The sequence below is a fragment of the Rhodococcus sp. Leaf233 genome, from assembly GCF_001426165.1.
Taxonomy (GTDB): Bacteria; Actinomycetota; Actinomycetes; order Mycobacteriales; family Mycobacteriaceae; genus Rhodococcoides; species Rhodococcoides fascians.
In genome coordinates this window covers 43,271-63,594 of record NZ_LMRO01000011.1, presented here as the reverse complement: position 1 = coordinate 63,594, position 20,324 = coordinate 43,271, and the positions used below count along the sequence as shown (strand labels likewise).

Here is a 20,324-nt window from a genome sequence, read left to right as displayed (position 1 = left end):
TCACATGCCTAGGCACCCTTACTGAGGAATCCGAGCAGATCGTGGCGGGTGATGACGCCGACGGGCTTGCCCTCTTCGACGACCATCAGCGCATCGGACTCGCCGAGCGCTTTGGTGGCGTCGGAGACGGTTTCGCCTGCACCGATCAGCGGGAACGGCGCGCTCATGTGCTTGGCAACGGGGTCGGCCAACGCTGCGCGCCCCTCGAACACCGCACTGAGCAGATCGCGCTCGGTGACACTGCCGGCAACCTCGCCTGCCATGACGGGCGGCTCGGCTCCGACGACGGGCATCTGCGAGACGCCGTACTCGCGCAGGATCTCGATGGCGTCGCGCACGGTCTCGGACGGGTGGGTGTGCACCAGATCGGGCAGGGCACCGGACTTGCCACGCAGCACTGCGCCGACCGAGGTCTCCTCGGTGGTGCCGTCCAACCGCGAACGCAGGAATCCGTACGAGGACATCCACGAGTCGTTGAAGATCTTCGCCAGGTAGCCGCGGCCACCGTCGGGCAGCAATACGACGACCAACGCGTCGGGGCCTTCGCGTTCGGCAACCTGAATGGCCGCGACAGCAGCCATGCCGCACGAGCCGCCGACCAGCAGGCCTTCCTCGCGGGCGAGGCGACGAGTCATGTCGAACGAGTCGTTGTCGGACACGGCGATGATCTCGTCCGGGATGGACGGGTCGTAGGCGGTCGGCCAGAAGTCCTCACCGACACCCTCGACCAGGTACGGACGTCCCGTGCCACCGGAGTACACCGATCCCTCGGGGTCGACGCCGATGACCTTGACCTTGCCGCCGGAGACCTCCTTGAGGTACTTGCCGGTGCCGGAGATGGTGCCGCCGGTGCCGACGCCTGCGACGAAGTGCGTGATCTTGCCGTCGGTGTCGGCCCAGATCTCGGGCCCGGTGGTCTCGTAGTGGCTGGCCGGGCCGGCCGGGTTGGCGTACTGGTTCGGCTTCCACGCTCCCTCGATCTCGCGGACGAGTCGGTCGGAGACGCTGTAGTAGCTGTTGGGGTCTTCGGGCGCGACGGCCGTGGGGCAGACGACGACCTCGGCACCGTAGGCACGCAGCACGTTGCGCTTGTCCTCACCGACCTTGTCGGGGCACACGAACACACACTTGTAGCCACGCTGCTGAGCAACGAGCGCGAGGCCGACGCCGGTGTTACCGGACGTGGGCTCGACGATGGTGCCGCCGGGCTTCAACTCGCCCGAGGCCTCGGCAGCGTCGATCATCTTGACGGCGATGCGGTCCTTCGACGAACCACCCGGGTTGAGGTACTCGATCTTGGCTGCGACCGTGCCGGCGCCGTCGCCGATGACGGAGGACAACTTCACCAACGGGGTGTTGCCGATGAGTTCGGTGATGTGCTGTGCGATGCGCATTGCTCCATCTTCCCAGATGCAGGTATCGGACTCTCGGCCACGGCTGTCGACACCCGCATACGATGGTGCGGGGGCACGACGAGAGGGATCGATCTGTGACGGCGAGCGGATGGCGTACCGCCGCGAAAGCGAGCGCCGCGACGGTACTTGCAGGCTCTGGAGCAGGGACTGCGTCCTGGGCCGCGTACCGACATCTGATGGGGCAGGCCGCTGCGGCCCGCGGCGTCATCGGACGCAACATTGCCAAGCCACCCGAGGCCGACGGGGTTTACACCGCCGGCTGCGCGGCACCCGAGCGGTGGCGCATGGGAAGTTCAGCAGATATTCATCTGATGATCTTCGGCGACTCCACCGCAGCAGGCGTGGGTTGCACTGTGGCCGACGAGGTCCCGGGTGTCCTGCTCGCCCGCGGGTTGGCCGAGGAAACTGGTCAACGAATCCGCTTGAGCACCAAAGCAATTGCCGGTGCCACGTCCAAAGGACTCGAAGGTCAGGTCGACGCCATGTTCGTCGCGGGCCCGCCGCCCGATGCCGCGGTGATCTTCATCGGCGCGAACGACGTCACCAAGAAATTCTCCATTCCGGCATCAGCGGCCAGGCTGGGCGATGCAGTCGAACGACTGACGGCCAAGGGCTGCGTCGTCGCGGTGGGAACGTGCCCCGATCTCGGTGTCGTGACGGCCATTCCGCAACCTCTGCGTACCGTCGTCCGCAATTGGGGTCGGCGGCTGGCCCATGCCCAGACGGCCAGGACTCTCGGTGCCGGCGGGCATCCGGTAGCCCTGGCGGATCTGCTGGCACCCGAGTTTCTGGCCGCCCCCGACACGATGTTCTCGGCGGACCGCTTCCACCCGTCCGCTGCGGGGTACGAGCTGGCCGCGCAACAGATTCTGCCGGTGCTCGCCTCGGCCCTCGGCGTCTGGCACGGCGGTCCACTGCCCGAACTGCCGACGGTGTCCGCCGCCGCCGAATCACGCAGAGCCATCCCCCGCGCCACCGCCGCAGTGGACCGCTTTCTCCGGCGTAGAACTGCCGAGCTCGACGCCGAGATCGACAGCGCGGCGGAGGATCTCCTACGTCGTGGCGATGGCCGTTCGGCGGGGTTGTAAGTTCGATCAGGAGACATCGCCTACTCGGCGGTAACAGAGCAGATAAGCAGTATCGATATCGAAGGAGATCTCATGCCAGAGGCAGTCATCGTCGCCACCGCGCGCTCACCCATCGGCAGGGCAATGAAGGGGTCGCTCAAGGACATTCGTCCCGACGACCTCACCGCTCAGATGGTCGCCGCTGCGCTGGCCAAGGTGCCCTCGCTCGACCCGAAGGACATCGACGACCTGCTCCTGGGCTGCGGCCTGCCCGGCGGGATGCAGGGCAACAACCTCGCCCGCATCGTCGCGGTTCAGCTCGGCTACGACTCACTGCCCGGAACGACGATCACGCGCTACTGTTCGTCCTCGCTGCAGACCACCCGGATGGCGCTGCACGCGATCAAGGCAGGCGAGGGTGACGTGTTCATCTCCGCTGGTGTCGAGAGCGTGTCCAGCTTCATCCACGGCAGCTCGGATTCGCTGCCGGAGAGCCACAACCCGATCTTCGCCGACGCCGAGGCCCGCACCAAGAAGGCGCAGGAAGAGGGCGCGGACAGCTGGACCGATCCCCGCGAGAACGGTGAGCTGCCCGACGCGTACATCGCGATGGGCCAGACGGCCGAGAACGTCGCCCTGCTCACCGGCATCAGCCGTGAGGATCAGGACCGCTGGGGCGTCCGCAGCCAGAACCGCGCCGAAGAGGCCATCAACGCCGGCTTCTTCGAGCGGGAGATCACCCCGGTGACCCTGCCCGACGGCACCGTCGTCAGCACCGACGACGGCCCTCGCGCTGGCACCACGTACGAGAAGATCAGCCAGCTCAAGCCGGTCTTCCGTCCGAACGGCACCATCACCGCCGGTAACGCATGCCCGCTCAACGACGGCGCAGCAGCGCTCGTCATCATGAGCGACACCAAGGCCAAGGAGCTGGGCCTGACCCCGTTGGCTCGCATCGTGTCCACCGGCGTCACCGGCACGTCTCCCGAGATCATGGGCCTGGGGCCGATCGAGGCCACCCGTAAGGCGCTGAAGATCGCGGGCATGTCCATCTCCGACATCGACCTGTTCGAGATCAACGAGGCCTTCGCCGTGCAGGTCCTCGGCTCGGCACGCGACCTCGGCATCGAAGAGGACAAGCTCAACGTCTCCGGCGGTGCCATCGCGATCGGCCACCCGTTCGGCATGACCGGTGCCCGCATCACCACGACTCTGCTGAACAACCTGACGACACACGACAAGACGTTCGGCGTCGAGACCATGTGCGTCGGCGGCGGCATGGGCATGGCCATGGTGCTCGAACGTCTCAGCTGATCCGAGACGCACAACGAAAAAGCCCCGCCCTCCGAATCGGAGGGCGGGGCTTTTCGCGTGAGTACTAGTCGTTCTGGAAGTAGCTCAGCAGACGCAGGATTTCGACGTACAGCCAGACCAACGTGATGGTCAAACCGAGGGCGACGCCCCAGGCTGCCTTCTCCGGAGCCTGTGCGCGGATCAGCTGATCGGCCTGGTCGAAGTCCAGCAGGAAGCTGAACGCCGCAATGCCGATGCAGACGAGGCTGAAGATGATGGCGATGGGTCCGCCGTCACGCAGCCCGAATCCACCGTCCATGAAGAAGCTGGCGACGAGGTTGCCGAGCATGAGCACGACGACACCGATGAGGGCACCGACGATCATGCGAGTCAGACGCGGCGTGACGCGAATAGCGCCGGTCTTGTAGACGATCAGCATGCCGAAGAACACGCCGAACGTGCCGAGGATGGCCTGGCCGATCAGTGCCGATCCGCCGACTCCGCCGAACGAGACGTCGGTGAACATCAGCGACAGCGCACCGAGGAAAACGCCTTCGGCTGCCGCGTAGGCCAAGACGATGAACTTGTTGTCCATCTTGCGCCCGAAAGTCGCGAACATGACCAAGCCGAAGCCGATGAGGCCGCCGCCGATCACGAAGGGGATGGCCAAGCCCGGATTACCCGAGACCAGGAAGTACGAGATGATCGCCGTGACGCTGAGCACACCGAGGGTGATGCCGGTCTTGGTGACCACGTCGTCGATCGTCATGGCCCGCTGAGCGGGCTGCGTGGTGTACGGGTCGGCCTGCGTTCCGGGATGTTGGCCGAACGTTGCGGCCTGCGAGGCTCCAGCCGTCGCAGATCCGAATGTGGCGTATCCGCCGCCCTGCTGCTTGGGCAGGTTGCGGAACACCGGGTTGCTGGAGGTGCGCACCGTGTCTCTTCCCTTCGTAAGTTCTGATCCCCACCGGGGATCTCCCCGTCGGTCATCAGTAGAACGTTCGACATCCGGACAAAAGTTCCCGTGACGAGAACCTCTACGTCGGACAAAACGGACTCTACCGGGTCGCCCCTCGACAGGCAGCCACGACCGCGTGTGTGACACCGAATCGAAACGGGCACTATGAGGAAATGGCAATCGAAGACGGACCCGACCAGACCTTGGACCAAAGCGAAAGCCTCGACTCCGACGAGGTGCGCAACGACGACGGCGACACCGTGGTCGATCCCCCGGACCACTGGAGCGAAGCCAACAGTTTCGGCACCACCGCCCGTGAAGCAGCCGAGGGCGAGAGCCTCGACCTCAAGCTCAGCGAAGAAGAACCCGACATCGCCGTCGAGGAGGATCTCGACCGCCCGATCACCGAGACCCCGGACGACGAACTGACCGAAGAACTGGTCGACCACGTCATCGAGGAGTCCGACGAGGATCCCGACATCGATTACGCGGAAGGCCAGCGTCAGGCCGAGATCGTCGAAGGGACTCTCGTCGAGGATCGTGGGCGCGACAGGGGCCAGATCGACGGCACCCCGGAAGACGGCGGCCCCGTCACCTGACGCTCTCGCATCTGGTCTTCACCGTCACTCGCTCGGGCGCACCGAGCGAGTGACGGTGAACTTGGTGTTGCGTCCCATCGGATCGGTGGGCCCGACGGCGTCGGCGAGAGCCCGACGATAGTTCAGGTGCGTGTTGAACACCGTCCACAGCTGTCCGCCCGGCCGCAGCACGCGTCCGGCGGCCTCGAACAACTTGCCTGCCCCGCCTGTGTGTACCGCAGCGCCCTCGTGGAACGGCGGGTTGCAGACGATCAGGTCGACCGACCGGGACTCGAACGTCGACATCGCGTCGTCGGCCACCATCGAGATCGTGGTCCCGTTCGCTTCGGCGGTGGCAGCGGCCGACGCGATGGCCGCGGCGGATCGGTCCGTCGCGATCACCTCGAGACCGGGCCTGGTTCGAGCCAATTCGGTCGCGAGAATTCCACTGCCGCACCCCAGATCGACGGCGTTGGTTGCGCGAGGTGCCATCTTCGGCACGAACCCCAGTAGAAATCTCGTCCCGATATCGAGGCCGGCCCCGGCGAAGACCGCGCCGTGAGCCACGACCGTCAGGCCGAGGTCGTCGATTCGTTTGTCGACCGGATACGTCATCTCCGACGCCACTGCCCCGGTCGCGGTCAGTACCCGCGCCTTCTGCCGTCCCCGACCCGCCGTGACGGTCTCGAACGACCGCCCGAGGATGTCGTTCATCGCAGGCGTCATGTGTTTGTCCCGGCCGCCGGCCAGGACGACGACGTTCCGGAGCGCATGCGCCGCGATGTGCTCGGCGATCTCGGTGAGCTCGGCCAGACCTCGCGGCAACTGCATCAACACGGTGCCGACGCCGTCGAGCAGTTCCGCACCCAGCCCGTGGTGGGTGTACGTGCCGACCATCGACACACGCGCCGCGTTCAGCTCCAGAGCGCGTACGCCGGTAACAGCGTCCTGGTGCACTCGCACGTCGGTGAACCCCAGGGCCGCCGCACCCAGAGTCAGAGCGCCGTAGCGATCACCGATCACAGCAATCGGTGCCGTGCGGTCGACCCCCAGTTCGTCGACGGTATCGAGCAGCAGACGATCTGCCGCGTCGACCGCATGCAGATTGGGTGCCTCGGCATCGGGCTCACGCCGCAGAGCTTCGAACAACGTTTCATCGGACACCCGGGCAGTATTCCACCGAACGCGACCGGCCGAGCGCGGTCGTTCCGCGCGGCAAGTGGCTATTGCGACCGATGAGGTGCATGCTCGGGGAATGGAACACAAAGACAAGAACGAGGCGCTCTTCAGCCACCCCGACGACGCATCGACCGATGCCTCGGCCGAAGCGACCAAGCCCGCCGTCTACACGGCCCTCTTCAGCGGTGCCAACGACTGACGCTCACGACAGATACCGCAGGTACTCCAGCGCCTTGGTCGCGTGTACGTGACCGCGCTCGCTCTGCACCACCATCCGCACCGTTCGGTGCCGATCGATCACGAACGTCGTCCGCTTCACGGACAACAACTGCCGTAGATAACTGCGACGAGCCACGTTCGAGTGGCCGCGCTCGAAATCCCGAAGTCGACGCCTGCGGGCGAACCACCCGCCGCGCCGCACTCCGAACTGTTCGGCCACCGCACCGTCGGAATCCGAGAGCAACGGGAAGTCGAACGCCCTCTGCAGCGCGAAATGTTGGTTCTTGTCTCGGGTATCGGTGCTGATCCCCACTCGCTGCGCACCGAACCTGCCGAACTCCGCTCCCAGATCCCGAAAATGGCACGCCTCGGCCGTGCAGATCGGACTGTTCGCAGCCGGATAGAAGAACAGGACCACCGACCCCGACGCCGTGAGCTCGGTGAGCGCACGACGTTCACCGGAATGATCGGGCAGCTCGAAATCCGGGGCGGTCTGTCCGATTCGCATGACGCAGAGGGTACCGCTCGGCTCGCAACGAGCAGGGCCGTGGCCGTCAACCGCGCGGTACGAGCCACTTTCGCAGTCGTGCGGTGACGAACGGCATCACCACGTACACCATCAGCGGAGTGCACATCATCACTACGACCGCAGTCCGCAGGGCCACGTTCAGGTGGGTCAGATGTGGAGTGATCACGAGGTTCACCAACAGGCTGACGGCATAGAACGCAACACCGATGGACACGGCCTGCTTCCACCGCGGCGGCGGACCGCCCACGACGCGCACGGCGTCGGTCAAGTTCGACTGTGGCTCGAACCATCCCTCCACGCCGGAAAGCCGATGTGTCACAACGTCGTCCGCTATCGCTCGGCCACGGCCGAGCCAATCGCGCCTCGCCTCCGAACGCAACCACGCCTCGAGATGGTCGTGCGTCTCGAATCGATACACCACGTGATAGTCACTGGATTCGGCCGAGCTGCGCAGCCAGCCTCCGCCAAGAAAGCCCGGGAAGGTTCGCACCAGGTCGATGCCCCGGTCGGTCCATTCGACGAAGTCCGCCTCGTGTCCCTCGCGAACGCGTCGTGCGACCGAGGTCGTGACATGCTCGAGCGTGTCGGTCATGGCCATGGGGTCCCCTCCTGCGCTGGTTCGTCGTCGGTGCGTTCTACACAGACTGTGTCGAAATGGACCGAGTATCAAATCAGGAACCAGATTGCAGACCGATGGCATACTGACGCTAGCTGTGTGACTATTCGTCCACGAGCTTCCATCGCGATCGGTCTGGAGTGGACGTATGGCACCGAGCGAGACCGAGTACGAAGTCGACGACGTCGACCGACGGATCGTCACCGAACTGAGCCGAGACGGGCGCATGTCGATGAGGGCCCTCGCCGAGGCCACCCACATTTCCCGCGCACATGCCTACGTTCGCGTCGACCGCCTCGTCGACGAAGGTGTGATCGAGGGTTTCACCGCCCGTATCGCGTACGAGAAGGCCGGATTCGGCGCATCCGCATATGTCGCACTGTCGATTCGGCAAGATTCCTGGCGGGCTGTCGCCGACGACCTCAGCACGTTCCCCTTCGTCGAACACGTCAGCCTGATGGGCGGCGACTTCGACGCCTTGGTCCTCGTGCGCGCTCCGGACAACTCGGCATTGCGACACCTGGTACTCGACAAGTTGCAAGGGCTGGACGGGATACTCTCGACGCGGACGTGGCTGATCTTCGACGAAGCAGTCGGCCCCGGAGCGCAGTGGTTCACGCCGAAGCCGAACAGGAGACATCCATGAGCGCCACCGAACAGCCCGCCCTCTCGGACGTCGTTGTCATCGGCGGCGGCATCGGCGGTGTCTCACTCGCATACGAACTCGCCGGCGACCGCCGTGTCACGCTGCTCGAGCGTGAGTCCACGCTGGCGTTCCACACCACCGGTCGATCCGCGGCTCTGTTTCTGGAGACATACGGCAACAGCACGATTCGCGCCTTGACGACCGCCAGCCGAGACTTTCTGGTGAACCCACCCGACTGCTTCCGGTCGGATTTGCTCACTCCGCGTCCACTGTTGCAATTCGCGGCCACGGGACGCGGCAATGCCCTCGAAGCGATGTACACCGACGTCAGTCGCCTCACTCCCGACGCGCAGCTGATCTCCCCCACCGACGCATGCACATTCTTCCCACCGCTACGGCCCGAGCTGATCGATTGTGCTCTGTACGAACCGCATTCGATGGAGGTCGACGTCCATGCTCTGCATCAGGGCTTCGTCGGAGGTCTGCGACAGCGGGGCGGACGGATCCACACCAAGGCCTCGGTGACCGAGCTCGAGCGCGTGAACGGTCTGTGGCACGTACACACCTCGGACGGGACGACTCATCGGGCTCCACTGGTCGTGGACGCGGCAGGGGCCTGGGCGGATGTCGTCGGTGCGATGGCGGGGGCCCGCCACATCGGCTTGGTTCCCAAGCGCAGGTCGGTCTTCATGGTTTCCGCACCCGACGATCTCGACACAGAGAATCTGGCGACACTGAGCGACATCGACGAGAAGTTCTACATCAAACCCGAAGGCGCACAACTGTTGTGTTCGCCGGCCGACGAGACGGCGGTCGAACCGAGCGATGCCCGTCCGGACGAGCTGGAGATCGCGCGGGCGTTCGACGACATCGCCGAGGTGACCACCCTGACCGCGCGACACGTTCGTTCGTCCTGGGCCGGACTGCGCAGCTTCGTTCCCGATCGCACCCCGGTGGTCGGGTTCGACCCCGAGCTCGAGGGCTTCTTCTGGTGCGCCGGGCAGGGCGGCTACGGAATTCAGACGTGCGCGGCGCTGGCCCGGGTGGGCGCGGCTGTCGTTCGCGGAGAACCGGTTCCGGCCGACGTGGCCGAGCGCGGCCTTCTCGAAGCGGATCTGTCGCCCCGCCGCCTCGGCTAGAGGCGCTGCGCGCCACGTGCGCGGAAACTCGACCTGGGCTACGAAGTTCTACTCACGACGTGAGATGTCAGCCGGCGACGACGCGTCGCAGATCGCGCACTGTCGTCCGATAGATGTCCAGCAGGTCTGCATCCTGCCCGCCGTCGACCCGTACCGCCCAGTCGTCGAAGGCGATGCGCAGGGCCATACCGGCACCTTCGACCAACAGTCGTGCATACGAACGTGATTCGTGGTCGCCGAGGCGCTCGGTCACCGCATCGGTGACGCGGCACAGTGTCATCGCGTCGGCCGCGAAGGCTGCGGCCCGCAGATGCGCGTCGATACCGATCAGTCGCCGAGTGCGTAGGAGTCGGTCGCGTTCCTCCTCGGGCGCTGTCGACAGTCGCTCGACGGACTGCTCGTACAACGCTTCGATTCCAGGCAGCGTGATGTGCTCGGGCGCGGTAGCGGCGAGCCACTGGTCGAAGTCGACCTCGAAATCAGGGTCGATGCCGAGAACGGACTCCTCCTTCGAGGCGAAGCTGCGAAAGAACGTACTGGACGACACCCCCGCTCGGCGCGCGATCTCGTCCACCGTGGTCGCGGCGCAGCCCTGCTTCTCGAACAGCTCGAGTGCGGCGCGAGTGATCTCGAGCCGAGTCTCTCGGCGACGTCGCTCTCGCAGGTCCGGCACTCGTTCGCTCATCCTCGTCCATCCGTCGACTGCGGTCGTCATTCGCTGTCAACTTACCAGCAATCGTCAAGTTGACAGTCACTGTCATAATGATTGAACCTATCTACATACGATTGCACGCTTCGATCCCATACGCGAAAGTTTGTCGACACATGAGTTCACCCGAGACCGACCGCACCCCCGACGAGCAACTCGCGCCGGGCAGCAAGCTACTGATTGGCATATTGGTCATCGCGGCCTTCGTCATGATCCTCAACGAGACGATCATGAGCGTGGCGCTCCCGACCCTGATGGTCGACCTCGAGATCACGGCAACGACGGCCCAGTGGCTCACCACCGGATTCCTACTGACCATGGCGGTGGTCATTCCCGTCACCGGCTACCTGTTCCAACGCTTCACGCTGCGTCAGGTGTTCGTGACAGCGATGACCCTGTTCACCGTCGGCACCCTGCTCGCGGCCTCGGCACCCGGTTTCGAGCTGCTTCTGCTCGGCCGCATCACGCAGGCCAGCGGGACGGCGATCATGCTGCCGCTGCTCATGACCACAGTGCTCACCGTCGTCCCGGCCCACAAGCGCGGCGCGATGATGGGTGTGATCTCCATCGTCATCGCCGTCGCACCTGCCGTCGGCCCCACCATCTCCGGAGTCATTCTCGACTCGCTGAATTGGCGTTGGATGTTCTGGCTGGTGCTTCCCATCGCGCTCGTCGCGTTCGGCATCGGAACCACACTGGTGAAGAACGTGACCGAGACGGGACGGCCCTCGTTCGATCCCACGTCGGTCGTGTTGTCCGCCTTGGCGTTCGGCGGCATCGTCTACGGCCTGAGCAGCCTCGGTCATTCTGCCGAGGAGTCGGTCGTACCGGTCTGGTTGCCGTTGGTGGTGGGAGTGATCGCACTCGTCGTCTTCGTGCTGCGGCAGATCGCCCGCCAGGAACGCGGCGGCGCGCTGCTGGACATGCGTCCGTTCCGCACCCCCACCTTCAGCATCGGACTCGGCATGATCGCGATCTCGATGATGGCCCTGTTCGGCGCCCTGATCCTCCTGCCGATGTATCTGCAGAACGTGCACGGACTCGACACCCTCGCAACCGGCCTGATGCTCCTGCCCGGCGGATTGCTGATGGGTCTGCTCGCACCCTTCGTCGGCCGCATCTTCGACCGAATCGGGCCGCGCCCGTTGGTCATTCCCGGAGCCATGGTGGTGAGCGCCGCGTTGTGGTCGATGACGGTGCTGGATGCACAGTCGGCACTACCGCTGGTCGTCGGTATCCACATGCTGCTCTCGGCGGGGCTCGCGCTCATCATGACTCCGCTGATGACCTCCTCGCTCGGATCCCTTCCCACCCGCCTGTACTCGCACGGCAGCGCAATCTTCAACACCGTGCAGCAGCTGGCCGGAGCCGCAGGAACCGCGTTGTTCGTCACCGTCATGTCGAACACCGCAGCGGCCCGAATCTCCGACGGGGCAACGCAGGTGGGTGGTTCCGAGGCAGGCATCCACACCGCATTCCTGTGCGGTGGGGCGGTGTCACTGGTCGCGGTGGCTGCGTCGTTCTTCATTCGAGCACAGGCAAGCAGCGATCGGGACGAGGCCGTGTCGGCGCAACCGGTGCACTGAACCCCGGCGGCATTCACACCGCGCCGCCGCGGTCAGCCGAGCGCGATCAGATCGATCGGGTGAGTCAGCAGACGACCGACGAGGGCGAGGAATTCCGACCCTTGTTGGCCGTCGACCAGTCGATGATCGAACGAGAGCGACAGTGTCGTCACCGACCGTAACGCGATATCGCCGTTGTGTTCCCATGGCGTGCGACGGATGGACCCGAAGCACAGGATGGCCGCCTCGCCCGGGTTGAGGATCGGCGTGCCTGCGTCGACTCCGAACACCCCCACGTTGGTGATGGTGATGGTGCCGTCGGCCAGATCGGCCGGACTGCTCTTGCCCTCCTTCGCGATACGCGTCAGGTCGGCCAGGGCACGCGCGATGTCCACCAGAGAGAGCTCGTGTGCGTTCTTGATGTTGGGCACCATCAATCCGCGGGGTGTCGCCGCCGCGATGCCGAGGTTGACGTAGTACTTGGTCACGATCTCCAGCGCAACCTCGTCCCAGCTCGAGTTCAGCGACGGATTCGATTTCAGCGCGACGAGAACGGCTTTGGACACCAGAGCCAACGGTGTCAGACGCACGTCCCGGAAGTGTGTGGAGGACCGCAGCGACTCGAGGAGTTCGAGCGTCTCGGTCACGTCGACGGTCACGAATTCGGTGACGTGAGGTGCAGTGAACGCACTTCGCACCATGGCCTCGGCGGTGTGCTTGCGTACACCCTTGATCGGAGTGCGCTCCTCTCGACCGGTCCGCCCGGATCCCGACTGCTGCACATCGGTGTCACTCTGCAGGTACGACTCCACGTCCTGACGGGTGACGTCGCCGTGGCGTCCACTCGCGGGCAGCTCGTTCAGATCGATGCCGTTGTCCTTGGCCATCTTTCGTACCGGTGGGGCCGCAAGCGGCTTTCCATTCTGCTCGTTCGGCGCGGACGCCGCGGGTGGGTCGACGCGGCCACCGCGTCGGCTCGAGCCTTCCTTCGCGACGCCGTAACCCACGAGCACCGGGACGCGCTCGTCCTCGTCCTCCCCGGACGACGTGTTCTGAATCGGGGAAACGGACTGCTCTGGATCGGTAGCGACCGGTTCGTCCTCACCGCCGACTCTGATGTCGATGATCGGCACTCCCACCTCCACCGTGTCGCCCTCGGAAACATGCAGAGCAGCAACCACACCGGCGAACGGGGAAGGCAACTCGACCGCCGCCTTGGCCGTCTCGACTTCGGCGATGTTCTGGTTGAGTTCGATGGTGTCACCGACCGCGACGAGCCAGGTCAACAGGTCGGCCTCGGTGAGGCCCTCCCCCAGGTCGGGCAGCGGAAAACTCTTGATGGTGGACATCGTCGAATCCTGTTCGGTCGGTATCGGCGGAGGATGTGATCGGGGCGAAACGGCAGCTCAGTGGGAACGGCAGCGGTCCACTGCGTCGAGGATCCGGTCGACGTCGGGAAGATAGAACTTCTCGAGCTTCGACGCCGGGTACGGCGTTCCGAATCCACCGACCCGTAGCACCGGAGCTTCGAGGTTGTAGAAACACCGCTCGGAGATGCGAGCGGCTATCTCCGAGCCGAGGCCCATGAAGACCGGTGCCTCGTGTGTGACGACGAGCCGTCCGGTCTTGCGCACCGACGCTTCGACGGTCTCGAAGTCGATCGGCGACAGCGACCGCAGATCGATGACCTCGATCGAGATACCCTCGTGTGCAGCAACTTCGGCCGCCCTACGGGCAGTGGACACCAACGGTCCGTAGGCCACCAGTGTGATGTCGGTGCCCTCGGTGACCACCCGCGCCCGGTGCAGCGGGAAGGCGGTGTCGAGATCGTCTAAGCCGAGGTCGATCGGACTCTTCTCCCAGTATCGACGTTTGGGTTCGAAGAACAGCACGGGATCGTCGCTGGCAATGGCCTGCTGGATCATCGAGTAGCCGTCGGCGGCGTTGCTGCAGGTCACCACGCGCAGTCCGGCGGTCTGGGCGAAGTAGCCCTCCGGCGATTCCGAATGATGTTCCACTGCACCGATTCCGCCGCCGTAGGGCACCCGGATGGTCATGGGGATCTTGACATTTCCGCTCGTGCGATAGTGCAGCTTGGCCACCTGCGACACGATCTGATCGAACGCCGGGTAGATGAAGCCGTCGAACTGGATCTCGCACACGGGACGGAATCCGCGCATCGCCAGGCCCACAGCGGTACCAATGATGCCCGATTCGGCCAGCGGCATGTCCAGTACTCGTCCGGGCCCGAAGTCCTTCTGCAGGCCGTCGGTGATGCGGAAGACGCCACCGAGCTTGCCGATGTCCTCGCCCATCAGCAACACCTTGGGGTCGTTCTCCATAGCGCGACGCAGGCCGGCATTGATGGCTTTGCCGAGCGGCAGGCTGGTGGGCCGTTCCAGGGTGGTCATGACGTGACTCCTTCGAATCCAGCTTGGTAGGAGGCGAATTGGGCACGCTCGTCGTCGAGCAGAGAGTGTGGGTCGGCGTAGACGTTGTCGAACACCGTCATCGCCGCGGGTTCGACGGTCTCGAGGCATCCACGTCGCAGATCGGCGGCGACGTCGTCCGCCGTCCGCTGGACCGATGCCACGAACTCGTCGTCGAACACGCCGATTCGTCTGAGCAGCTTCTCGATTCGGTCGATCGGATCCTTGGCACGCCACTCGTCGTCCATGGCCCCGGATCGATACCTCGTCGGATCGTCGGACGTGGTGTGCGGCCCCATGCGGTAGGTGACGGCTTCGATGAGCGTCGGGCCGCTGCCCTCACGGGCGCGGGCGAGCGCTGCTCTGGTCACGGCCAGCACCGCGAGGACGTCGTTTCCGTCGACCCGTACCGATGGGATGCCGAATCCCTCACCGCGTGCCGCGATCGTGGACTTGGTCTGCACGGTGACCGGTTCGGAGATCGCCCACTGGTTGTTCTGGCAGAAGAACACCACCGGTGCATGGAAACTGGCCGCGAACCCGAGAGCCTCCGAGATATCGCCCTGGCTGGTCGCTCCGTCTCCGAAGTAGGTGATGGCCGCGCCGTCGGCACCCTCGAGCTGCATGCCGATCGCGTATCCGGTCGCGTGCAGACCCTGCGAACCGACGATGATCGCCGGCGTCGTCATTCGATATTCGTACGGGTCCCATCCCGACAGGGTCGATCCCCGCCAGAAACGGAGCATCCGAGTGGAATCGACTCCGCGGCAGTAAGCCACCCCGTGCTCGCGGTAGCTGGCGAACACGAAGTCCTCGGAGTCTAGTGCGCGGGCCGAGCCGACCTGCGCCGCTTCCTGTCCGAGCAACGGAGCCCACAGCCCCAACTCGCCTTGCCGCTGCAGCGCGGTGGCCTCGGCGTCGATGCGCCGGACGACCACGAGATCGCGATAGATCTCCTTCATCGCAGCCGTGTCGATGTCCGCGACCAGAGGTGAATACGCCTCGTTGCGGACCACCGTTCCGGATTCCTTGATCAGCTGTATCAGCGAGGTGGTGTTCATGTCCGTGGCACTCTCCGTCGTGATGTGATGTCCTTCACAAGCACACCACCGACGCCCAGCGTGCACAAGTGATGACTTCAGAATTACGCAGTGTGCACAATATCGGGTAACGACCGAGCTACAGGAAGTGCGCAATGACCGATCTCGACAAGACCGACGCCCGACTCCTCCTCGCCCTCTGCGCCAAGCCTCGAGCCACCGGCGTCGAACTCGCCACCACGTTGGGCCTGTCCCGCAACACCGTCCAGGCACGCCTCGGGCGGTGGGACGACAAGGGGTCTCTCACCCCCATCGATCACCGTATTCCGCCGAAGTCGCTGGGACGTCCGTTGCAGGCCTTCGTGACCGCTCAGGTCAATCAGCACACGTTGGCAGCGGTCACCGAACACCTCCGCACGATCCCCGAAGTACTCGAGGTGTTCGGTCTGTCCGGCGCCGCGGACATGCACATCCGCATTGCGGCGGTCGACGCCGACGACCTGTACCGCATAGCAGGCCTGATCCTCGACATTCCTGGCGTCGAGCGGACCAACATGTCGATTGCCATGTCCGAGCTGATTCAGTACCGAACCAAGCCGTTGCTCGAACAGCTCGCCGACGACGGCCGCCGCTGAGCACCCCGACCATCCCCGTCGGGCCCATACCGACCGCATCACGCAATCTGCACGGTCCGAGAGATGCCGGTTGACCGGTCTGCGTCGTGCACGACACCCTGTGACGGACAAGACATCCGGGTAGCCGCTGCATCTGCTCCCATCCCCTGACCGAAAGAGACCGACTGTGTCCGTCGTTGCCGACCACTCTGCCGTCACACCCACTCGACATCGCTCTTCTGTTGCCCAGACCGCGAATTCGGCTTCGGCACCGGCCGCACCCGGTGTCTTCGACCGGCCCGACATGCCATCCGACTCCGCGCACGAGCGCGTGGTGTTCTGCCACGATCGAGACACCGGTCTGCGCGCGATCGTCGCGATTCACTCGACCGTGCTGGGACCGGCACTCGGCGGAACTCGCTTCTACCCATACGCAACCGAGCAGGACGCCGTTACCGACGTATTGAGACTCTCCCGCGGGATGACCTACAAGGCGGCTGTCGCAGGGGTGGATTTGGGCGGCGGGAAGGCAGTCATCATCGGCGACCCGACCGTCATCAAGACCCCGACATTGCTCGAGGCCTACGGCCGGTTCGTCGAATCGCTCGGCGGCACGTACGTCACGGCAGGCGACGTCGGCACCAACAGCGACGACCTCGATATCGTCGCCGAAGAAACGGCCTACGTCGTCGGTAAGAACACCACTGCGGGCGGCACCGGCGACAGCGGTCCACAGACGGCCCTGGGGGTCTATCTCTCCCTGCTGGCAGCAGCCGAATCGACCTGGGGCTCCGACGATCTGACCGGCAGACGAGTAGGTGTCGAAGGCGCAGGCAAGGTGGGTTACAACCTGGTGGCGCTCCTGCGCGGAGCGGGTGCCGACGTGCTCGTGAGCGACTCCTACGAACCCGCCCTCGAACGGATCGCCCAGGACTTCCCCGGCGTCACGATCGGAACCGACATCATCGGGGCCGACATCGATGTGTACGCCCCGTGCGCCTTGGGAGCAACGCTCGACGCGTCCTCGGTGGACCGGCTGTCGGCGTCCATCGTGTGCGGTGCCGCGAACAATCAACTGCTCACGCCCGACGTCGAATCGCTGCTGGCCGCCCGGGGCATCGTCTGGGTACCGGACTACGTGGCCAACGCCGGCGGCTTGATTCAGGTGGAAGGTGAACTGCGCGGACGAAATTCGGCCGAGGTGATGGCAACGATCGGACAGATCCGTACTACCGTCGCCGGCATATTCGCCATGGCACGCAGTGAAGGGATCCTGCTCGGAGCAGCCGCGGACCGGCTGGCCGAGAAGCGAATTGCGGCCGCCCGAGAATAGGGACCGCACGCCCGGTGCGCTCCACCCGGCAGCGCATGCACCGCGCTAGGCTCAGGAGTGGAGCGCACCGCTGCGATCTACTGCAGCGCCCGTCTACTGCAGCGCAATGTACTTGGTCTCGAGGTATTCCTCGATCCCTTCCGAGCCGCCCTCTCGTCCGAAGCCCGACTCCTTCACACCGCCGAAGGGGGCCGCGGCGTCGGAGATGGCACCCCGGTTGACCCCCACCATGCCGGTGTCGAGAGCAGCCGAGACCCGCAGAGCCCGATCGAGGCTCTCGGTGTAGAAATAGGCCACCAATCCGTACCGGGTGTCGTTGGCCGCGGCGACGGCCTCGTCCTCGGTCTCGAATCCGACGATGGCGGCAACCGGCCCGAAGATCTCGTCGCGCAACAGGTTTGCGTCGGCCGGGATGCGGTCGAGCACAGTGGGTGTGAAGAAGAACCCGGGACCGTCGGGTGCCGATCCGCCGGTGCGGATGCGGGCGCCCTTGGCAACGGCATCGTCGACGAGTGCCGACACCGTCCGTCGCTGCTTGTCGTTGATGAGTGGTCCGATGTCGGTACCGTCGCGATCACCGGGGCCGACCGTCAGTGCTGCGATTCTCGCGGTCAGCTTCTCGGTGAATTCCTCGCGAACGGGCTCGGCCACGTACAGACGGTTTGCTGCAGTGCACGCCTCGCCGCCGTTGCGCATCTTCGCCAGCATCGCTCCGTCGACGGCGGCATCGATGTTCGCGTCCTCGAAGACGATGAACGGCGCATTGCCACCGAGCTCCATCGATGTCCGGAGCAGTCGGTCGGCTGCATTGCGCACCAGCAGCTTTCCCACTCCGGTCGATCCGGTGAAGGTGACCTTTCTCAGTCTGGGGTCGTCCATCAGCGGACCGGTGACGGATGCAGCGTCCGAGGCCGGGAGCACCGACAGCACACCGCTGGGCAATCCGGCGTCGGCGAACACCTGGCCGAGCAGGAGCATCGTCAGTGGGGTGTCCTCAGCCGGCTTGACGATGACGGTGCAACCCGCTGCGAGCGCGGGACCGATCTTGCGAGTTCCCATGGCCAGCGGGAAATTCCACGGAGTGATCGCGAGTACCGGGCCGACCGGCATCTTGGTGACCAGGATGCGGCCGTTACCGGCGGGTGCAGGGGTGTACCGGCCGCCGATTCGGACCGCTTCCTCGCTGAACCAGCGCAGGAATTCACCGCCGTAGTTGACTTCACCGCGACTCTCCGCCAACGACTTTCCCATTTCCAGGGTCATCAGCAGAGCGAAATCGGCTGCACGTTCCTGCAACAGGACGAAGGCGCGCCGCAGAATCTCGGCTCGCTCCCGTGCAGGCGTTGCCGCCCACTCACGTTGCGCCGCGGCAGCGAGATCGAGGGCCGCGATGCCGTCGGCTGCGCCTGCGTCGGCGACGGTGGTCAGTTCCTCACCGGTGGCGGGATTCAGGACGGCGAATCGCGCGCCCGACTGCGCGGGGGTCTGCTTTCCCCCGAGCCACAGGTCGGTGGGCAGCGAGGACAACAGCTGCTCGACGGCCATGTCAGAGTCCCTTCGAAGCGTCGCGCAGTGCGTTCTCGAGGACCGTGAGTGCGTCGTCGAGCAACTCGTCGGAGATCACCAGCGGCGGAAGCAGGCGGATGACGTTGCCGTAGGTTCCGCACGTCAACACGATCACGCCTGCCGCGAGTGCCGCAGCGGCAACGGCTTTGGTGGCCTCGGGGTTCGGCTCACGTCCACCCGGTACGACGAGCTCGACGGCAAGCATGGCCCCACGGCCTCGAACCTCACCCATGATCCCCACCTCCGGCATCAACGCCGTGAGCCGATCGACGACGATGCGTTCGATGTCGCGAGCGCGGGCGTTGAGGTCGAGGGTCTCCATCTGCTCGATCGACGCCAGCGCAGCGGCGCATGCGACGGGATTGCCTCCGTAGGTGCCGCCGAGCCCACCGGGATGCACGGCGTCGATCAGATCTGCCCGGCCCGTCACCGCGGCCAGTGGCATACCGCCCGCGATGCCCTTGGCCATGGTGATCAGGTCCGGCACGATGCCCTCGTGCTCGCTGGCGAACCAGGCACCGGTGCGGGTGAATCCGGACTGCACCTCGTCGGCGATGAACACGACGTCGTGCTTGCGCGCCCACTCGGTCAGCGCAGGCAGGAAGCCGTCCGCCGGCACCACGAAGCCGCCCTCACCCTGGATCGGTTCGATCAGGATGGCCGCGAGATTGTCTGCGCCGACCTGCTTTTCGATCATGGAGATCGCACGGGCGGCGGCTTGTGCACCGGTGACGGCCGATCCGTCGGCACCGAGTCCTTCACGGAACGGGTACGACATCGGAACTCGATAGACCTCGGGAGCGAACGGCCCGAATCCACTCTTGTACGGCATCGACTTCGAGGTCAGAGCCATCGTCAGGTTCGTGCGGCCGTGATACGCGTGGTCGAACACGACCACGGCCGAGCGGCCGGTGGCGTGCCGGGCGATCTTGACTGCGTTCTCGACGGCCTCGGCACCACTGTTGAACAGGACGGTGCGCTTGTCGTGATCTCCCGGGGTGAGTTCGGCCAACTTCTCGGCGACCGCGATGTATCCCTCGTAGGGCGCGATCATGAAACAGGTGTGCGTGAAGTGAGCGACCTGATCCTGCACGGCGGCAACGACAGCCGGATTCGACGCACCCACGGTCGTCACGGCGATACCGGCACCGAGGTCGATCAACGAATTGCCGTCGACGTCGACCACGACGCCGCCGTCCGCGTCGGCCACGTACACCGGCAACGTCGATGCAACGCCTGCACCGACGACGGCCTTGCGGCGCTCGGCCAGAGCCGACGATTTCGGGCCGGGGAACGCGGTGACGATCCTGCGCTCCTGCGGAAGTCGGTATTCGATCGAAGCCATGGTCGCACCTTTCGGGTTGGTCTCTGTGCAGCAAGTATGCGACCGTGAGGGTCGACCGGAGACTGCCGATACGTACATTCAGGT

The 20,324-nt window shown here is 65.2% G+C and carries 20 protein-coding genes; 9 read left to right on the top strand and 11 right to left on the bottom strand.

Annotated elements, in window-relative coordinates; translation table 11 throughout:
• Positions 1–8 precede the first annotated feature (8 nt).
• Positions 9–1,394 (bottom strand): cystathionine beta-synthase, encoded by a 1,386-nt coding sequence (locus ASH04_RS18465; RefSeq protein ID WP_032375640.1) that lies wholly within the window; start codon positions 1,392–1,394, stop codon positions 9–11.
• 95 nt (positions 1,395–1,489) lie between these two features.
• Here ASH04_RS18465 and ASH04_RS18460 point away from each other — a divergent pair, with 95 nt between their 5' ends.
• Together ASH04_RS18460 and ASH04_RS18455 are read left to right on the top strand one after the other, a co-directional pair.
• Positions 1,490–2,503 carry an SGNH/GDSL hydrolase family protein gene (locus ASH04_RS18460; RefSeq protein WP_032365669.1) on the top strand — a complete coding sequence of 338 codons (1,014 nt, stop codon included), beginning with the start codon at positions 1,490–1,492 and terminating at the stop codon, positions 2,501–2,503.
• Positions 2,504–2,575: 72 nt separating this feature from the next.
• A complete protein-coding gene (locus ASH04_RS18455; protein WP_032399669.1) occupies positions 2,576–3,796 on the top strand; it encodes an acetyl-CoA C-acetyltransferase in 1,221 nt (406 codons plus the stop codon).
• Between the two features lie 64 nt (positions 3,797–3,860).
• On the opposite strand, the gene ASH04_RS18450 is transcribed toward ASH04_RS18455, so the two are convergent.
• On the bottom strand, positions 3,861–4,709 hold the full coding sequence (locus tag ASH04_RS18450) for a Bax inhibitor-1/YccA family protein (RefSeq protein ID WP_057474212.1): 849 nt from the start codon (positions 4,707–4,709) through the stop codon (positions 3,861–3,863).
• Positions 4,710–4,906: 197 nt separating this feature from the next.
• Between ASH04_RS18450 and ASH04_RS18445 the strand changes: the two genes are divergently transcribed.
• The gene (locus tag ASH04_RS18445) at positions 4,907–5,332 is read left to right on the top strand and encodes a hypothetical protein (RefSeq protein WP_027496244.1); all 426 of its coding nucleotides are present in this window, start codon (positions 4,907–4,909) and stop codon (positions 5,330–5,332) included.
• 24 nt (positions 5,333–5,356) lie between these two features.
• On the opposite strand, the gene ASH04_RS18440 is transcribed toward ASH04_RS18445, so the two are convergent.
• On the bottom strand, positions 5,357–6,475 hold the full coding sequence (locus ASH04_RS18440; RefSeq protein ID WP_057474211.1) for a class I SAM-dependent methyltransferase: 1,119 nt from the start codon (positions 6,473–6,475) through the stop codon (positions 5,357–5,359).
• Positions 6,476–6,566: 91 nt separating this feature from the next.
• On the opposite strand from ASH04_RS18440, the gene ASH04_RS27450 reads away from it, so the two are divergent.
• Entirely contained in the window at positions 6,567–6,689 is a 123-nt protein-coding gene (locus ASH04_RS27450) for a hypothetical protein (RefSeq protein WP_255032376.1), read from the top strand.
• 3 nt (positions 6,690–6,692) lie between these two features.
• Here the strand turns inward: ASH04_RS27450 and ASH04_RS18435 are convergent, their stop codons facing one another.
• Together ASH04_RS18435 and ASH04_RS18430 are read right to left on the bottom strand one after the other, a co-directional pair.
• The gene (locus tag ASH04_RS18435; protein ID WP_057474210.1) at positions 6,693–7,217 is read right to left on the bottom strand and encodes a peroxiredoxin; all 525 of its coding nucleotides are present in this window, start codon (positions 7,215–7,217) and stop codon (positions 6,693–6,695) included.
• Between the two features lie 46 nt (positions 7,218–7,263).
• Positions 7,264–7,830 (bottom strand): antibiotic biosynthesis monooxygenase, encoded by a 567-nt coding sequence (locus ASH04_RS18430; protein ID WP_057474297.1) that lies wholly within the window; start codon positions 7,828–7,830, stop codon positions 7,264–7,266.
• Positions 7,831–8,002: 172 nt separating this feature from the next.
• On the opposite strand from ASH04_RS18430, the gene ASH04_RS18425 reads away from it, so the two are divergent.
• The gene (locus ASH04_RS18425; RefSeq protein WP_057474209.1) at positions 8,003–8,500 is read left to right on the top strand and encodes an Lrp/AsnC family transcriptional regulator; all 498 of its coding nucleotides are present in this window, start codon (positions 8,003–8,005) and stop codon (positions 8,498–8,500) included.
• Positions 8,497–9,639 (top strand): NAD(P)/FAD-dependent oxidoreductase, encoded by a 1,143-nt coding sequence (locus ASH04_RS18420; protein WP_057474296.1) that lies wholly within the window; start codon positions 8,497–8,499, stop codon positions 9,637–9,639. The genes ASH04_RS18425 and ASH04_RS18420 overlap by 4 nt, the downstream gene beginning before the upstream one ends.
• 67 nt (positions 9,640–9,706) lie before the next feature.
• Here the strand turns inward: ASH04_RS18420 and ASH04_RS18415 are convergent, their stop codons facing one another.
• Positions 9,707–10,354 carry a TetR/AcrR family transcriptional regulator gene (locus tag ASH04_RS18415; RefSeq protein ID WP_235580043.1) on the bottom strand — a complete coding sequence of 216 codons (648 nt, stop codon included), beginning with the start codon at positions 10,352–10,354 and terminating at the stop codon, positions 9,707–9,709.
• Between the two features lie 110 nt (positions 10,355–10,464).
• Here ASH04_RS18415 and ASH04_RS18410 point away from each other — a divergent pair, with 110 nt between their 5' ends.
• Positions 10,465–11,934, top strand: a complete 1,470-nt coding sequence (locus ASH04_RS18410) for an MDR family MFS transporter (RefSeq protein ID WP_057474207.1) — start codon at positions 10,465–10,467, stop codon at positions 11,932–11,934.
• Positions 11,935–11,966: 32 nt separating this feature from the next.
• Here the strand turns inward: ASH04_RS18410 and ASH04_RS18405 are convergent, their stop codons facing one another.
• From ASH04_RS18405 to pdhA, 3 genes are read right to left on the bottom strand one after another with little or no spacing between them, the layout of a single operon-like run.
• The gene (locus ASH04_RS18405) at positions 11,967–13,262 is read right to left on the bottom strand and encodes a dihydrolipoamide acetyltransferase family protein (protein WP_057474206.1); all 1,296 of its coding nucleotides are present in this window, start codon (positions 13,260–13,262) and stop codon (positions 11,967–11,969) included.
• A 57-nt stretch (positions 13,263–13,319) separates the two neighbouring features.
• On the bottom strand, positions 13,320–14,324 hold the full coding sequence (locus ASH04_RS18400; RefSeq protein ID WP_057474205.1) for an alpha-ketoacid dehydrogenase subunit beta: 1,005 nt from the start codon (positions 14,322–14,324) through the stop codon (positions 13,320–13,322).
• Positions 14,321–15,403: a pyruvate dehydrogenase (acetyl-transferring) E1 component subunit alpha gene (gene pdhA / locus ASH04_RS18395; protein WP_057474203.1), complete on the bottom strand. Its 1,083-nt coding sequence runs from the start codon at positions 15,401–15,403 to the stop codon at positions 14,321–14,323. The genes ASH04_RS18400 and pdhA overlap by 4 nt, the downstream gene beginning before the upstream one ends.
• Before the next feature lie 134 nt (positions 15,404–15,537).
• On the opposite strand from pdhA, the gene ASH04_RS18390 reads away from it, so the two are divergent.
• Positions 15,538–16,017, top strand: coding sequence for an Lrp/AsnC family transcriptional regulator (locus ASH04_RS18390; protein ID WP_027496234.1), 480 nt, complete (start codon positions 15,538–15,540; stop codon positions 16,015–16,017).
• Between the two features lie 283 nt (positions 16,018–16,300).
• Positions 16,301–17,329 carry a Glu/Leu/Phe/Val family dehydrogenase gene (locus tag ASH04_RS18385; RefSeq protein WP_057474294.1) on the top strand — a complete coding sequence of 343 codons (1,029 nt, stop codon included), beginning with the start codon at positions 16,301–16,303 and terminating at the stop codon, positions 17,327–17,329.
• A gap of 93 nt (positions 17,330–17,422) precedes the next feature.
• Here the strand turns inward: ASH04_RS18385 and ASH04_RS18380 are convergent, their stop codons facing one another.
• Entirely contained in the window at positions 17,423–18,874 is a 1,452-nt protein-coding gene (locus tag ASH04_RS18380) for an NAD-dependent succinate-semialdehyde dehydrogenase (protein ID WP_057474202.1), read from the bottom strand.
• A 1-nt stretch (position 18,875) separates the two neighbouring features.
• Entirely contained in the window at positions 18,876–20,240 is a 1,365-nt protein-coding gene (gene gabT, locus ASH04_RS18375; RefSeq protein WP_032371094.1) for a 4-aminobutyrate--2-oxoglutarate transaminase, read from the bottom strand.
• Between the last annotated feature and the right edge of the window lie 84 nt (positions 20,241–20,324).

Coding starts and splice junctions, on each gene's coding strand:
- ASH04_RS18435 (WP_057474210.1), bottom strand. CDS start 7,217: ATGCGAATCGGACAGACCGCCCCGGATTTCGAGCTGCCCGATCATTCC.
- ASH04_RS18430 (WP_057474297.1), bottom strand. CDS start 7,830: ATGACCGACACGCTCGAGCATGTCACGACCTCGGTCGCACGACGCGTT.
- ASH04_RS18465 (WP_032375640.1), bottom strand. CDS start 1,394: ATGCGCATCGCACAGCACATCACCGAACTCATCGGCAACACCCCGTTG.
- ASH04_RS18380 (WP_057474202.1), bottom strand. CDS start 18,874: ATGGCCGTCGAGCAGCTGTTGTCCTCGCTGCCCACCGACCTGTGGCTC.
- pdhA (WP_057474203.1), bottom strand. CDS start 15,403: ATGAACACCACCTCGCTGATACAGCTGATCAAGGAATCCGGAACGGTG.
- ASH04_RS18400 (WP_057474205.1), bottom strand. CDS start 14,324: ATGACCACCCTGGAACGGCCCACCAGCCTGCCGCTCGGCAAAGCCATC.
- ASH04_RS18455 (WP_032399669.1), top strand. CDS start 2,576: ATGCCAGAGGCAGTCATCGTCGCCACCGCGCGCTCACCCATCGGCAGG.
- ASH04_RS18420 (WP_057474296.1), top strand. CDS start 8,497: ATGAGCGCCACCGAACAGCCCGCCCTCTCGGACGTCGTTGTCATCGGC.
- gabT (WP_032371094.1), bottom strand. CDS start 20,240: ATGGCTTCGATCGAATACCGACTTCCGCAGGAGCGCAGGATCGTCACC.
- ASH04_RS18385 (WP_057474294.1), top strand. CDS start 16,301: ATGCCATCCGACTCCGCGCACGAGCGCGTGGTGTTCTGCCACGATCGA.
- ASH04_RS27450 (WP_255032376.1), top strand. CDS start 6,567: ATGGAACACAAAGACAAGAACGAGGCGCTCTTCAGCCACCCCGACGAC.
- ASH04_RS18390 (WP_027496234.1), top strand. CDS start 15,538: ATGACCGATCTCGACAAGACCGACGCCCGACTCCTCCTCGCCCTCTGC.
- ASH04_RS18405 (WP_057474206.1), bottom strand. CDS start 13,262: ATGTCCACCATCAAGAGTTTTCCGCTGCCCGACCTGGGGGAGGGCCTC.
- ASH04_RS18415 (WP_235580043.1), bottom strand. CDS start 10,354: ATGACGACCGCAGTCGACGGATGGACGAGGATGAGCGAACGAGTGCCG.
- ASH04_RS18410 (WP_057474207.1), top strand. CDS start 10,465: ATGAGTTCACCCGAGACCGACCGCACCCCCGACGAGCAACTCGCGCCG.
- ASH04_RS18425 (WP_057474209.1), top strand. CDS start 8,003: ATGGCACCGAGCGAGACCGAGTACGAAGTCGACGACGTCGACCGACGG.
- ASH04_RS18445 (WP_027496244.1), top strand. CDS start 4,907: ATGGCAATCGAAGACGGACCCGACCAGACCTTGGACCAAAGCGAAAGC.